12 protein-coding genes are annotated in these 14,234 nt (G+C 70.9%); 6 read left to right on the top strand and 6 right to left on the bottom strand.

The genetic code is table 11. The features are described 5' to 3' along the window. Nucleotides 1-78: 78 nt before the first annotated feature. Nucleotides 79-942, bottom strand: a complete 864-nt coding sequence (locus O4N75_RS18060; protein ID WP_269626833.1) for a TauD/TfdA family dioxygenase — start codon at nucleotides 940-942, stop codon at nucleotides 79-81. 235 nt (nucleotides 943-1,177) lie between these two features. Here O4N75_RS18060 and cobS point away from each other — a divergent pair, with 235 nt between their 5' ends. The 3 genes from cobS to O4N75_RS18075 all read left to right on the top strand — a co-directional run bounded on the left by cobS (nucleotide 1,178) and on the right by O4N75_RS18075 (nucleotide 5,659). Beyond that, nucleotides 1,178-2,182, top strand: coding sequence for a cobaltochelatase subunit CobS (gene cobS / locus O4N75_RS18065; RefSeq protein ID WP_183773105.1), 1,005 nt, complete (start codon nucleotides 1,178-1,180; stop codon nucleotides 2,180-2,182). A 113-nt stretch (nucleotides 2,183-2,295) separates the two neighbouring features. Then, nucleotides 2,296-4,401 (top strand): ATP-binding protein, encoded by a 2,106-nt coding sequence (locus O4N75_RS18070; protein ID WP_269626834.1) that lies wholly within the window; start codon nucleotides 2,296-2,298, stop codon nucleotides 4,399-4,401. A 73-nt stretch (nucleotides 4,402-4,474) separates the two neighbouring features. Next, nucleotides 4,475-5,659 carry a DUF3089 domain-containing protein gene (locus tag O4N75_RS18075; protein ID WP_269626835.1) on the top strand — a complete coding sequence of 395 codons (1,185 nt, stop codon included), beginning with the start codon at nucleotides 4,475-4,477 and terminating at the stop codon, nucleotides 5,657-5,659. 18 nt (nucleotides 5,660-5,677) lie between these two features. On the opposite strand, the gene O4N75_RS18080 is transcribed toward O4N75_RS18075, so the two are convergent. The 4 genes from O4N75_RS18080 to O4N75_RS18095 form a co-directional block, all read right to left on the bottom strand. Next, complete coding sequence (locus O4N75_RS18080) at nucleotides 5,678-7,378, bottom strand: winged helix-turn-helix domain-containing protein (RefSeq protein ID WP_269626836.1); 1,701 nt, start codon at nucleotides 7,376-7,378, stop codon at nucleotides 5,678-5,680. 105 nt (nucleotides 7,379-7,483) lie between these two features. After that, nucleotides 7,484-7,840: a UrcA family protein gene (locus tag O4N75_RS18085; RefSeq protein ID WP_269626837.1), complete on the bottom strand. Its 357-nt coding sequence runs from the start codon at nucleotides 7,838-7,840 to the stop codon at nucleotides 7,484-7,486. Nucleotides 7,841-8,169: 329 nt separating this feature from the next. After that, on the bottom strand, nucleotides 8,170-8,430 hold the full coding sequence (locus tag O4N75_RS18090; RefSeq protein ID WP_269626838.1) for a YciI family protein: 261 nt from the start codon (nucleotides 8,428-8,430) through the stop codon (nucleotides 8,170-8,172). After that, nucleotides 8,400-8,591, bottom strand: a complete 192-nt coding sequence (locus O4N75_RS18095; protein WP_269626839.1) for a YciI family protein — start codon at nucleotides 8,589-8,591, stop codon at nucleotides 8,400-8,402. Before O4N75_RS18095 ends, O4N75_RS18090 begins: the two co-directional genes overlap by 31 nt. A 183-nt stretch (nucleotides 8,592-8,774) precedes the next feature. Here O4N75_RS18095 and O4N75_RS18100 point away from each other — a divergent pair, with 183 nt between their 5' ends. The 3 genes from O4N75_RS18100 to O4N75_RS18110 all read left to right on the top strand — a co-directional run bounded on the left by O4N75_RS18100 (nucleotide 8,775) and on the right by O4N75_RS18110 (nucleotide 13,161). Continuing rightward, a complete protein-coding gene (locus O4N75_RS18100; protein ID WP_269626840.1) occupies nucleotides 8,775-10,001 on the top strand; it encodes a DUF4010 domain-containing protein in 1,227 nt (408 codons plus the stop codon). Between the two features lie 81 nt (nucleotides 10,002-10,082). Then, nucleotides 10,083-12,035, top strand: coding sequence for a cobaltochelatase subunit CobT (gene cobT, locus O4N75_RS18105; RefSeq protein ID WP_269626841.1), 1,953 nt, complete (start codon nucleotides 10,083-10,085; stop codon nucleotides 12,033-12,035). A 154-nt stretch (nucleotides 12,036-12,189) separates the two neighbouring features. Continuing rightward, the gene (locus O4N75_RS18110; protein ID WP_269626842.1) at nucleotides 12,190-13,161 is read left to right on the top strand and encodes an esterase-like activity of phytase family protein; all 972 of its coding nucleotides are present in this window, start codon (nucleotides 12,190-12,192) and stop codon (nucleotides 13,159-13,161) included. Between the two features lie 116 nt (nucleotides 13,162-13,277). Here the strand turns inward: O4N75_RS18110 and O4N75_RS18115 are convergent, their stop codons facing one another. Beyond that, the gene (locus tag O4N75_RS18115; protein WP_269626843.1) at nucleotides 13,278-14,207 is read right to left on the bottom strand and encodes an MBL fold metallo-hydrolase; all 930 of its coding nucleotides are present in this window, start codon (nucleotides 14,205-14,207) and stop codon (nucleotides 13,278-13,280) included. Between the last annotated feature and the right edge of the window lie 27 nt (nucleotides 14,208-14,234).

Below are 14,234 nucleotides of genomic sequence, written 5' to 3' on the forward strand. Positions count from 1 at the left end.
GGAATCTCAGACACGCAGGCGGCGATCAACCGAAACGCTGCTTGGCCCGGCTTTCGCCGGGGTGAGCGGCTGAGAGCGCTAGACCGGAACGTCCCCCGCCACCGTCGTGCGGTGCATGACCCGCAGGTGGCCGTCATAGCCGCCCTCGGCGAAGTGCACGGTGCAGCGGTTGTCCCACATCAGCAGCATCCCCTGGCTCCAGCTGTGACGGTAGATGAACTGCTCCTGGGTCATGTGCCGGTAGAGGAAGCCCAGGATCGCGTGGCTTTCCTGGTAGGTCAGGCCCTCGATGCCGACGGTGTAGGTCGGGCTGACGAACAGCGCCTTGCGGCCGGTGATCGGATGGGTGCGGACCAGCGGGTGGGTCAGGGTCTTCTCGGCCTCGGTCGAGACGATGATCTGCATCGTCCGCGCCTGCGTCTCCTTGGCGTAGGCGCCCTGGGTGCCATAGGCGCGGGTCGCCGAGTGCACCGCCTGCAGCGGCGCCAGCAGCGCCTTCATGCCGTCCGAGAGGGCGTCATAGGCCCGCGCGCAGTCGGCGAACAGGGTGTCGCCGCCGACCGGCGGAGTCACTTCCGAGCGCAGCAGCGTCGCGGCCGGCGGCTCCTTCTGGAAGCTCCAGTCCGAGTGCCAGCCGGCCCCGAAGTTCTTGGATGTCTCGTCCGGCTCGCGGCGCAGCTCCAGCACGTTGGGATGGCCGGGCATCGGCTTGATGAACGGATCGACCCCGAACGGCCCGATCTGCAGCGTGAAGGCCTCCAGCGCCTCCAGGCTCAGCGGCTGGCCCGGAAAGGCCAGCACCGCGTGCCGGGCCCAGGCGTCCTTGACCTGCCCCAGGGTCGCCGCGTCCAGCGGGCGCGACAGATCCAGCCCGGTGACCTGCGCGCCGAAGCCGCTCGGCTGCGGGGTGACGGTGATCGGCTCGGCGAGCGTGGCGGCCATGGTCGTTTCCTCCTGATTGGCGACCAGCCTACCCCCGGGAACTTGACCTCACACGCCGAAGTTTTGACATCGCGCGCCACGCCGCCCCGTTTCCGGCGGTCTGCCCCGGCTCGCCCAATCGGTCTGCCCTGCGCCGCGGAATCCAGCTAAAGACGTCTGCCCTCCCCGGTCGACGCTACGTCATCCACAAACAGCCGTTTGCATCGCCCCCGTAACCTTGTAATCGAACCGCGCCATGACCTCTTTCGCCAATACGCAAGAAGACAAGCTCATCGCCCTGGTGCCGGACAAGAAGGTCTCGGTCCGCGAGACTTTCGGCGTCGACGTCGACATGACCGTCCCGGCGTTCTCCGAACGCGACGCTCACGTCCCGGACATCGACCCGGCCTACAAGTTCGACGCCGAGACGACCAAGGCCATCTGCGCCGGGTTCGCCTTTGACCGCCGCGTGATGGTCCAGGGCTACCACGGCACCGGCAAGTCGACCCACATCGAGCAGGTCGCCGCGCGCCTCAACTGGCCGCTGATCCGCGTCAACCTCGACAGCCACGTCTCGCGGATCGACCTGGTCGGCAAGGACGCCATCGTCCTGAAAGACGGCAAGCAGGTCACCGAATTCCGCGAGGGCATCCTGCCCTGGGCGATCCAGCGCCCGGTCGCGCTGGTGTTCGACGAATACGACGCCGGCCGTCCGGACGTGATGTTCGTCATCCAGCGCATCCTGGAAGCGCAGGGCAAGCTGACCCTGCTCGACCAGAACCGCGTCATCCGCCCGAACCCGTTCTTCCGGCTGTTCTCGACGACCAACACCATCGGTCTGGGTGACACCACCGGCCTCTATCACGGCACCCAGCAGATCAACCAAGGTCAGATGGACCGCTGGTCGATCGTCACCACGCTGAACTACCTGCCGCATGACGTCGAAGCCGAGATCGTGCTGGCCAAGTCGCCGCACTACGACACCGCCGAGGGCAAGCGCACCATCGCTGCGATGGTCCGCGTCGCCGACATGACCCGCAACGCATTCATGAACGGCGACATCTCGACCGTCATGAGCCCGCGGACCGTGATCACCTGGGCCCAGAACGCCGAGATCTTCGGCGGCGACCTGGCCTTCGCCTTCCGCCTGACCTTCCTGAACAAGTGCGACGAGCTCGAGCGCGGCACCGTGGCCGAGTTCTTCCAGCGCGCGTTCGGCCAGGACCTGCCGGAAAGCACCGCCCGCGTCCGCGTGGCCTGACGATCTCTCCGACTGAGGCGGGGTGTCGCAGACCTCCCGCCCGGTCGGCGCGATTCACCATTTGCTAGCGCGGCGCGGGCGACATCTTGGGGGAACCAGGTGTCGTGTGTCGTGTGATCAGATCGAGTCTCGCCCGTAACCGGCGCGCCATCAGCCGGATTGTCGCCTTTTCCTCGGCTGTGCTGCTGATCGTGGCGGCCGGTTGCCTAGGCCTGATCTTCTACACCGCCCGCGTCGTCGACCGCGCCCATATGGACGAGGAACGGGCGCTGATCTCGAACTACCTGCGCGAACGCGAGCACGAGCTGGTCGGCCAGCTGATCTCGGCTTCGATCTGGGACGACGCCTACCAGAAGCTCAGCCGCGACGTCGACGCCGAGTGGGCCGACCTCTACATCGGCAGCTACTTCGAAACCTACATGCGCCACGCCGCCTCGTTCGTGCTCGATGAGGCCGACCGGCCGGTCTACGCCTGGCGCGACGGCGCCCGCGCCGGCGAGCGCCAGGCCGCCGCCTTCCTGCGCGAAACCGCACCGCTGGTCGCCAAGGTGCGCGAACTGGAGGCCCTGCGCGGGGCGGCCCGCAACCGCGGCATCGGCGGCTCGGTCACCCGCACGGGCGTCATCAGCGTCGGCGGCGAGCTCTACATGGCCGCGGTGACCAACATCGTGCCCGAAACCCCGGCGATCAATTCGCGCGGCGCGCCCGACCGGCTGCTGATCTCGGCCCGCCGCATTGACGCGGCCCTGCTGCAGGACATCGGTCAGGCCATGCGCGTCTCCGACGTGCGGCTGCTGGCCTGGAACCGCGCCATCCCGGCCAGCGTGCAGCTCCGCGCCCCCGACGGGACCCCGATCGCCGCCCTGGCCTGGACCAGCAGCCATCCCGGCGACGCCGTGCTGCGCCAGATCGCGCCGCTGTTCGCCCTCGGCATGGTCGCGCTGCTGATCTCGGCCCTGCTGCTCGCCGCCCGCGTCCACCGGGTGTTCGGCGAGATCGACCGCAATGACCTGATGCTGCGCGACACGATGGCCGACCTGGTCCGCGCCCGCGACGAGGCCGCCGCCGCCAGCATCGCCAAGTCGCAGTTCGTAGCCAATATGAGCCACGAGATCCGCACCCCGCTGAACGGCATCCTCGGCATGACCCAGATCCTGTCGCGCGAGGACCTGACGGCGGGCCAGCGCCGGCAGCTCGACGTGGTCCGCGAGAGCGGCCAGACCCTGCTGGTGCTGCTCAACGACATCCTCGACATGTCGAAGATCGAGGCCGGCCGCCTGCAGCTCGACGCCCACGAGTTCGACCTCGGCCAGGCCGTGCACATCGCCTGCGCCCCCTTCGCGGCCCTGGCCGGCCAGAAGGCGGTCGGCTTCCGGTTCGAGCTCGATCCGGCCGCCGACGGCGTCTGGCGCGGCGACGGCGTGCGCCTGCGCCAGGTGGTCGCCAACCTGGTCTCCAACGCCGTGAAGTTCACCGCCGCCGGCGAGGTCGCCGTCCGCGTCCTGCGTGAAGGCGAGCGCGTGCGCATCACCGTCGCCGACACCGGCATCGGCATTCCCGCCGAGCGCATGCACGACCTGTTCGACAAGTTCATCCAGGTCGACGCCTCGACCACCCGCCGCTACGGCGGCACCGGCCTTGGCCTGGCGATCAGCCACGAGCTGGCGGCGCTGATGGGCGGCGAGCTCACCGTCGAGAGCGTCCCCGGCGAGGGCTCGGTCTTCACCCTGCTCCTGCCGCTGGAGTGGCGCGCCGCAGCCCTGGCCCCGGCCGTCCCGCGGGCGCAGGCCCAGGCCCGCGTCGCCCGCCCCGACGCGCGGGTGCGCATCCTGGCGGCCGAGGACAACCTGACCAACCAGCTGATCCTGCGCGCCACGCTCGAACCGTTCCCCATCGACCTGACCATCGTCGGCGACGGCGCCCAGGCGGTCGAGGCGTTCTTCGAGGGCGACTTCCAGCTGATCCTGATGGACGGCCAGATGCCGGTGATGAACGGGGTCGAGGCCACCGCCGCCATCCGTCGCCTGGAAAGCGAACGCGACCTGCCGCCGGTCCCGATCCTGGCGCTGTCGGCCAACGTGATGCGCCATCAGGTCGCCGAGTATCTCGCCGCCGGCATGAACGGCTTCGTGCCCAAGCCGATCGAGATCGCCCACCTGCTCGACGCCATCGACCGGGCCCTCGACACCCGCCTGGGCGCCGACCACATGGTCGCCTGAAGCGGCTGGACCCCGACCGGCGTTCTGCGCATTCTCCGCCCCATTGCAAAGACCAGATTTTCAGGTGGGGAACATGTCCAGGATCACGCTCGCGGCTGCGGCCGCCGGCCTGCTTTTCAGCGCTTTCGCCGTCCCGGCCGCGGCCCAGGCGCCGGCCGCAGCGGAGCATAACGACTATTCGAAGTCCCAGAAGTGGCTGTGCTGGCCCGGCCGCGCCGACGCCTGCGCGATCGACAACACCGCCACCGTGATCCAGGCCGACGGCTCGATGTCCAAGGAGACCTGGAAGCCCGATCCCGCCGCCCCGGTCGACTGCTTCTACGTCTATCCGACCGTCTCCAACGATCCGGACGTGTTTTCCGACATGACCCCCAACGCCGAGGAGCGCCGCGTCGTCGAGCAGCAGCTCGCCCGCTTCGGCTCCAAGTGCAGGATCTACGCGCCGATGTACCGGCAGGTGACCCTGACCACCCTGCGCGCGCGCATGGCGCCCGGAGCCAAGCCGCCGGCCGGCCCGATCGCGACCACCAACTACGACGACGTCGCCGACGCCTGGAACCACTACCTGACGCACGAGAACAAGGGCCGCGGCGTCGTGCTGATCGGCCACTCCCAGGGCGCGGGCCTGCTGACCGAGCTGATCGCCAAGCAGATCGACGGCAAGCCGGCCCAGAACCAGCTGGTCTCGGCCCTGCTGCTCGGAACCAACCTGCCGGTGCTCAAGGGCCAGGACGTCGGGACCTTCAAGTCGATCCCGCTCTGCAAGAGCCCGAGCCAGACCGGCTGCGCCGTGGCCTATGTCAGCTTCCGCGAGACCTCGCCGCCGCCCAAGGGCAGCCGCTTCGGCGTCCCGCGCGAGCCGAACCCGGCCATGCAGGCGGCCTGCGTCAACCCGGCCGCGCTGGGCGGCGGCGCGGGCGAGCTGCACGCCTACCTGTCCTCGGGCGCGATGATCGCCGCGGAGTCGGCCGCCCCGCCGGCCTGGACCAAGGACGCCGCCAAGGTCACGACGCCCTTCGTCTCGGTCCCTGGCCTGCTGACCGGCCAGTGCGTCTCCAAGGACGGCTTCGACTACCTCTCGGTCCGCATCAACGCCGACCCCAACGATGCGCGCACCGACGACATCGCCGGCGACGTCAAGGTCGGCCCCATCGTGCTCAAGGACTGGGGGCTGCACCTGATCGACGTCAACCTCGCCATGGGCAACCTGGTCGACCTGGTCGGAACTCAGTCGCAGGCCTACCTGGCCCGCAAATAAGCCGCCGGGCTGGCGCGCTCAGCCGCGCGCCAGCATCTGCACCATGCGCGGATCGGCGCGGACCAGGACCAGGTCCGGGTCGCGCCGTGCATGCTCGATCAGATCGGCCGAGGCCGCTTCGAACACCGGCTCGGTCAGGCGGATGGCCAGGTCGGCGTCCTGCATGAAGGCGCTGGCGCAGCAGGCGAAATTGTAGCGCATGTTGAGATTGTCGGGGTCGATCAGCAGCGCCCGCTCCATCATCTCGCGCGCCCGGTCGAAGTCGCCCAGCGCCGCGCTCGCCCCGGCCCCGCAGCCGACCGCCCCGCCGTTGACGTGCTCCTGGGCCAGCGCCCGCTCGGCCCGCTCCAGGGTGATCTTCGCCGCCGCCAGCACCCCCTCCTCGTCGCCCATCGCCTTGCAGGTCGACATCACGAACCCGGCGTCATGGGCCGAACTCGGCTCCAGGTCGCGGGCCCGCAGGAAATAGTCCAGCGCCTGCGGATAACGGCCCATCACATAGTTGACCCGTCCGGCCTCGGAGACCGCCGGGCAGAAGTTGGGGTCCAGCGCCGCCGCCGCCTCGGCGACGGCCAGCGCCTCGTCCGGACGGCCGTCGAAGGTCAGGTGCCGCGCCCGCACCGCCATCGCCTCGACCAGCTGCGGCTCCAGCGCCAGCGCCTTCAGCACCGCCTCGCGCCCGCCGTCGTTGGCGCGCCGGTGCTGCCAGCACAGGTGCATCTGCGCATAGCCGAGCAGCGCCCAGGCCTGGCCGTAGCCGGGATCGATGTCCAGCGCCTTGCGGCACAGCCGCACGATCGCCTCGGCGCAGCGCAGGTCCCCGTCCCGCGCCCCCAGCCGATAGCGCCGCGCCTGCAGCACCAGGGTGTAGGCGCCGACGTGCGAGGTGCCGCGCCGCTCGATGGCCAGCTTCTCGGCCGGCAGCAGCCTCAATTTCAGCACGCTGACCACCGCCTGAGAGATCTCGTCCTGCACGGCGAAGATGTCGTCCAGCCGCCGGTCGTAGCGTTCGGCCCAGACGTGGCCGCCGGTGCGCGCGTCGATCAACTGGGCGGTGATCCGCACCTGCGCCCCGACCTTGCGCACGCTGCCCTCCAGCACGTGCTCGACGTTCAGCCGCCGGCCGATCTGCGGCACGTCCAGCCCGGTGTCGCGCAGGCCGAACGAGGTGGTCCGCGCCACCACGAACAGCGACGAGACCCGGCTCAGGTCGGTGATGATGTCCTCGCTGATGCCGTCGCTGAAATAGGCCTGCTGCACGTCGTCGCTCATGTTGGCGAACGGCAGCACGCAGATCGAGGCGCCCGACGGCGTCGGCGGCGGGACATGGCGCACGCTCGCCGTCTGCTCCAGCCGGTAGCCGACCTTGGTGATGGTGGTCAGGTCGAAGGCCCCGGCCCCGATCCCCTCGGCCAGCCGCCGTACGCGGCCGATCACCCGGTCGATGGCGTCCTCGCCGACCACCACGCCGCCCCAGCAGGAGGTCAGCAGGTCGTCGCGCGAGAGGATCTTGCCGTCGGCGCGGATGAGGGCGGTCAGCACCTGCATCACCCGCGGCTGCAACAGCTCGACCCGGCCGTCGTCATGGGTGATCCGCCGCAGCGGCGGGTCGATGTGCAGCGGACCCAGGCGCACGGGGGGCTCGCCGACCAATCGGATCTGGCTGTCGGGGGGCAGGTCGCTGCGCTCTGGAACGGCGAAGCCTTCAGGAGTGCTCATGGCGCAGGGCCCTGTACTCACGTCCGCGCCCCGAAACTACCAGTCCGCAGAAAGGGGCGCCACCACCTGTGGGGCAGGCGGCGACGCCCAGGTCGTAAAGTCGGTCTATCGGCGCGAGGCCAGCATCGTGGTGGTCGGCGCCGCGTGTCCCGAGTTCAGCGCCGTCACCATCGGGCTGCCGAGGTCGGCCACCGTCCGGTCGACGGTGCTCCGCACGCAGGCCTGGTGCAGCGCCACGCGGTCCAGCGAGGTGCGCTGCGATTCCCGGCCGCAGATCTGGTCGGCGGCGCTGGTGATCCGCCGCAGCATCGCCTCCGCGCCGGGCTCGCGGTTGATGTTGAGATCGCTGTAGTTCACCACCTTGGCTTCGTCGGCGGGGGCGGGCGTCGCGGCGGGCTGGGCCTGGGCGCTGGCGGCGATCCCAAGCCCTGCGAGGGCGATCAAAGCACTCTTGAGCAACATGGCGCGTCCTTTCGGCTCCGTCGCGGCGCCGTTCGCGCCACCTCGCCATCAGACCCCCTCCCCGTGCGCCTCGGCAGGACCGCGAGCCGATCTTTCGCCGATCGGCGCCCGATCATTGGCCGTCGCCTCAGCCGACCAGGCGCGCCGCGTCGCCGCCGAGCACAGATCGGTCGCTTGCCTGCGTGCATTCAGCGAGAGCAGTTGGCTCCGTGGCCGGGCCGGACAGCGGGTGATCGGGGCGATGATCCGCCGCCCTCGCAGCCTGATCAGGCCGCACCGGGACGGGAAATGGGCCTCGCCTCGGCGGGGCCCCTTCTCCTTCGCGCCGCCTAGTTCTGCTCCAGCTTGTCGCGGACCCGGTCGTGGATCTCGGCCGCCGCCGGGGTCAGGGCCTCGCCGAAGTCCTCCATCTCGTAGAACGGCCGGATTTCGATCTCGCTCGGGCCCGGCATCGGGTTGGGGCAGCGCTTCACCCAGGCCACCGCCTCGTCCATGTCCTTGACCTCCCACAGCCAGTAGCCGGCGACGATCTCCTTGGTCTCGGTGAACGGCCCGTCGATCACCGCCCGCTTGTCGCCGTCGAACGCCACCCGCTTGCCCTTGGACGAGGGCTGCAGCCGTCGCCGCCCTTCATGACCCCGGCCTCGACCAGGAGTTCGTTGTACCGGCCCATCGCCTCCAGCAGCTCGCTGGACGGCATCGCTCCGGCTTCGCTGTCGGCCGTCGCCTTCACCAGAACCATCACGCGCATCGTCATTCCTCCTCGGCTGGGCCCCCGCGGCCCGAACGACCCTAGGACGAACCACGCCGCCGCAAACCGACAACCGACATCCACACGCAGCAATTTCCGCCGCCGCGCTGTAGTCTGGGTCCGCCCGGCCTTCCGACGGCGGGCGCTGGGAGACGCGCCATCGAACCGATCCTCAACCTCGCCGTGGCCCTGGGCGTCGGGCTGCTGATCGGGGCCGAGCGCGAGCGCCGCAAGCAGGAACGTCCCTCGCCGTCGGCGGCCGGCATCCGCACCTTCACCGTCGCGACCCTGGCCGGCGCCGTCGCCCTGCTGGTCGGCGGCGTCCTGCTGCTGGCGGTCGTCGCCGCCGCTACGGCGGCCTTCGCCGCCCTCGCCTACTGGCGAGCCCATGGCGAGGACGATCCTGGCGTCACCACCGAAATCGCCCTGGTGCTGGCGGTGCTGGTCGGCGCCCTGGCCGTGCCCCAGCCGATGATCGCCGCCGGGGTCGGGGTGGTCGTGGCGATCCTGCTCGCCGCCCGCACGCCGCTGCACCATTTCGTCGGCTCGGTGCTGACCGGGGACGAGGTGCGCAGCGGCCTGCTGCTGGCCGGCGCCACCCTGGTCGTGCTGCCGCTGCTGCCCGACCGGGCCATGGGCCCCTACCAGGCGCTGAACCCGCGCGCGGTCTGGTTGGTGGTGATCCTGCTGCTGGCGATCAGCGCGGCTGGCCACGTCGCCATCCGCACGCTCGGCGTGCGCTTCGGCCTGCCGCTGGCCGGCCTCGCCGGCGGCTTTGTGTCCAGCACCGCGACCATCGGGGCGATGTCGGCGCGCGCGGGCAAGGCGCCCGGCCTGCTGTCCGGCGCGGTGGCCGGGGCCGTGCTCTCGACCGTCGCCACCATCGTGCAGCTGGCCGTGCTGCTCGCCGCCCTCAGCCCGCCGACCCTGCGCGCCATGGCTGCGCCGCTGGCCTGCGCCGGACTGGCCGCCGCGGCCTATGGCGCGCTGTTCACCCTCAAGGCGTTCCGCCAGCCCCCCGACGAGGAGCATGCCGACCCGGGCCAGGCCTTCAGCCTGACCAGCGCCCTGACCTTCGCCGGCATGCTGGCGGTTATTCTGGTGGTCTCCGCCGCGCTCAGCGACCAGTTCGGCGGAGCCGGCGCGGCGGTGGGCGCCGCGGCCGCCGGCCTGGTCGACACCCACGCGGCGGCGATCTCCATGGCCTCGCTGGTCGCCTCCGGCCACATGGACCCGCGCGCGGCGGTGCTGCCTATCCTGCTCGGCCTGACCAGCAACACCCTGACCAAGGTGGTCTTCGCCATGTCCGGCGGCCAGCGCGCCTTCGTCTGGCGGGTCGTCCCGGGCCTGCTGCTGGTCGCCGCCGCCGCCTGGCTCGGGTCCGTGGGCCAGGCCGCGCTCGGATGGTGAGGCCGCCCGCGGCCCGCCTTCCCAAGCGTCACCGTCTCTTTCCCCTTGGGCGACGCGGACCGTCGTTCTAAATGACATGCCATGGCCAAGAACCCGGAAAGCCCCGTCGAGCCCTTCAAGCGCGCCCTGGCCCACGCCGCGCGTTCGCTGGCTGAGAAGCCGGACCTGGAAATCGTCTATTCGGGCGAGGGCCCGCAGCTGGCCGGCAACCGCGCCGTGCTGCCGCACCCGCCCCGCGACCTGACCCCGGCCGACGCCGCCCGCATCCGCGGCCTGGCCGACCAGATGGCCCTGCGCCTGGCGCACCATGACGTCGCCGCCCACGCCAAGGGCCGGCCGGCCTCGGCGCTCGGCGCCCCGGTCTATGACGCGCTGGAGCAGGCCCGGATCGAGGCCATCGGCGCCAACGCGCTCGGCGGGGTGAAGGCGAACCTGCGCGCGGTCCATGAGCACGCCTGGGCCAAGAAGCCGCTGAACCAGCTCGAAGCCCTGGCCAACCCGCCGATGGCCGACGTCGTCGCCCTGCTGGCCCGCGAGCGGATGACCGGCGAGCCGCCGCCGGCCATGGCCAAGCCGCTGGTCGACCTGTTCCGCGCCGAGGTGGAGAGCAAGGCCGGCGCCGACCTCGACCGCCTGGTCGAGGCGGCCGACGACCAGAAGGCCTTCGCCAAGATCGCCCGGACCATCCTGCGCGACCTTTCGATGGGCGACGACCTGACCGACGCCCCCGACCAGGCCGACGACGAGGAAGGCGACAGCGAGGACGGCGAGGCTGAATCGCAGGACGACGGCGACGAGGGCGAAGGCGAAGGCCAGTCGCCCCAGCAGACCGCCATGGACGACAGCGACGCGACCCACCGCGAGAGCGAGGACGCCGACAGCCAGATGATGCAGGCGGAGGACGACCCCAACGCCGAGGACACCGACGAGCCGCCGGAGATGGGCGAGGGCGAGCAGCCCGCCCGCCCCGACCTCAAGGGCGACGCCAAGGTCGCCACCTACAAGGTGTTCACCACCGCCCACGACGAAGTGGTCGCCGCCGAAGAGCTCTGCGACGCCGAGGAGCTGACCCGCCTGCGGGCCTATCTCGACCAGCAGCTGGCCAGCCTCTCCAGCGTCGTTTCGCGCCTGGCCAACAAGCTGCAGCGCAAGCTGATGGCCCAGCAGAACCGCTCGTGGAGCTTCGATCTCGAGGAGGGCATCCTCGACACCGCGCGCCTGACGCGGGTGATCACCGACTCGACCGCCTCGCTGGCCTTCAAGGAAGAGGAAGACACCGAGTTCCGCGACACGGTGGTCACCATCCTGATCGACAATTCCGGCTCGATGCGCGGGCGGCCGATCATGGTCGCCGCGGTCTGCGCCGACATCCTGGCCCGCACGCTGGAACGCTGCGGCGTCAAGACCGAGATACTCGGCTTCACCACCCGCGCCTGGAAGGGCGGCTCCTCGCGCGAGGACTGGCTGAAGGCCGGCAAGCCGGCCCAGCCGGGCCGCCTGAACGACCTGCGCCACATAATCTACAAGGCCGCCGACGCCCCGTGGCGGCGCGCCCGCCGCAACCTCGGCCTGATGATGCGCGAAGGCCTCCTGAAGGAGAACATCGACGGCGAGGCGCTGATGTGGGCGCACCAGCGGCTGATCGGCCGCCCCGAGGCGCGCCGCATCCTGATGGTCATCTCCGACGGCGCCCCGGTCGACGACTCGACCCTGTCGGTGAACTCCGGCCACTACCTCGAACGCCACCTGCGCGACGTGATCGCCGAGATCGAGAACAAGAGCCCGGTGCAGCTGATCGCCATCGGCATCGGCCACGACGTCACCCGCTACTATCGCCGGGCCGTCACCATCGTCGACGTCGAGCAGCTGGCCGGGGTCATCGTCGACCAGCTGGCCGAGCTGTTCGACGAGGAGATCCGCAAGGTCACCCGCAAGACCGCGAACCTCCTGGCCCCGCCGCCGAGCACGCAGGGGCCCCAAGGCGGCCCCGCCCGCCGCTCGACCTTCAAGGAAGTCCGGAGAGCGGTGGCGTGATCCTTTGGTGTCATCCCGGTTTCGGCCAACGGCCGAAGACCGGGACCCATGAACACCTGATCCGACAAGGTGCGGCTCGCCCCGCGCCACGCCTGTCCATCGCGGTGCGAATGGGTCCCGGCCTTCCGCTTCGCTCCAGCCGGGATGAAACCCTGTGAGCATTCGCCTCGCCGCCGCGCTCGCCTCGCTCGCCCTGGCCGCCTGCGCTCAGCAGGCGCCGGCCCTGCCGACCGCGCCGCTGGCCGCCGGCCCGGCCATCGCAGTCGCCGCCGCGCTGGTCCCGCTGAACCCGGCCGACCCGGCGCAGGACCGCATCGGCGACTTCCGCTACGCCGGCGGCCTGGCGCTCTCCTCCGCCGACACTGCCCGCTTCCACGGCCTCTCGGACATGGCGATCCGCAATGGCGTCGACCTGACCGCGGTCAGCGACGAGGGCGATCTCCTCAAGGCGCGCCTGATGCTCGACAAGACCGGCCGGCTGGTCGGCCTGGAGGGCGCCCGGATCAGCGCCCTGCCCGGCCTCGACGGCAAGCCTCTGCAGGGCAAGCTTGAATCCGATTCCGAGGGCATGGCTCTGCTCGCCAATGGCGACATGCTGATCAGCTTCGAGCAGCGCCATCGCATCTGGCTCTACCCCGCCGACGGCTCCCCGCCTCGCGAGGCGCCGGCCCCCGACGCGAGCTTCCCGGCCAATGGCGGCATGGAGGCCCTCGGCCCTGCCCCGGACCTCGGTCCCGACGTCTACCTCGCCGGCGGCGAGGAGAGCGGCCAGACCTGGACCTGCCGCCTGTCGGCCGGCTGCACGCCCGGACCGGTCATCGCCAAGCCGCCGGAGTTCGGCCTCGTCGCGCTCACCCGCCTGCCCCAAGGCCGCACCGCCTGGCTGCTGCGCGCCTGGGACCCGGTGCGCGGCAACCGCGTCATCCTGACCGTTCAGGACGCCCAGGGCGCCGAGGTCGGCCGCCTCGATCTGGCCCGGCCCCTGACCATCGACAATTTCGAGGCCGTCGCCGCGGTCCCGGCCAAGGACGGCGCGGTGCGCTTCTACCTGCTGTCCGACGACAACTTCCAAAGCAGCCAGCGCACCCTGCTGCTCGCCTTCGACTGGACGCCCGCGCGGTCCTGAGCGTCAGCTTTCTGCAGGCCCGCGACGAAAACCTGCCGATCGCGGGCCGATCGGCAGGTTCATGACAGCCTATCGGCGCCCTATCGTCAGAAACCGGCCCCTATCGGCAGGATCGCCTACGGCTGCTCCGGAACCCAGACGAAGCCGTCGCCCTGCGCCTTCACCCGGCCCAGGCCCGGATAGGGAAAGTGCACCGCATAGAGCCGCAGGTTCTGGTCGGCCGCCTTCTGCAGCAGGGCCCGGCGGCTGGCCTGGGCGGCCGGCGCGTCGCCGTCATAGGCGATGGTCCAGTCCGGCTTGGCGACCGAGATCACGAAGTGATGCGCCGCATCGCCGATATAGAGCAGCCGCTCCTGGCCCGAGGCGATCTCGTAGGCGCTGTGGCCCGGCGTGTGCCCCTTGACCTCGACCGCGCTCACCAGCCCTGGCAGCAGCACCGCCCCCGGCTGGAAGGCCGCGACCTTGGGGGTCATGGCCTTGACCAGCGCCGCGCGGCGCGGCTCGGCCCGCATCGCGGCCCATTCCGGCGCCGAGATGTGGATCGTCGCGTTCGGGAACGCCAGGGCGCCGTCCGCCGTGGTCAGGCCCCCCAGGTGGTCGTCGTGGCTGTGGGAAATGAAGATGTCGGTGACCTGGGCCGGCTCGACGCCGGCGGCCCGCAGCGAGTCGTTCAGCTTGCCGCCCTGGGCGAAATCGACCCGCGCCGCGCCGGTGTCGAACAGCAGGACCTTGCCCTCGCCGCGGACCAGCAGCGGCTGGAGGCTGAGATCGAGCGAGTCGTCGGGGCGGCCGGCGGCCTTCAGCACGGCGGCGACCTCGCTCGGCGGACGACCGATTCCAAAGGTCTTGCCGTCGTTGGCGACCTTGATGGTCCCGTCGAACAGGGCCGCGGCGTCGAAAGCGCCGATCTTGAAGGCGACCGGCGCTGGGGCGGGCGCGGCCGCGGTCGGCGCCGGCTTCGGCGGCGCGGCCGGTTCGCTTTTCGGGGAGCAGGCGGCGAGCGTGGCGAGCGCTGCGATCGCGACAAAGGACTTGGCGAGGGCCATGGCGAACTCCGATGTGGAGCCCGACCC

The organism is Phenylobacterium sp. NIBR 498073 (assembly GCF_027286305.1).
Classification (GTDB): Bacteria; Pseudomonadota; Alphaproteobacteria; order Caulobacterales; family Caulobacteraceae; genus Phenylobacterium.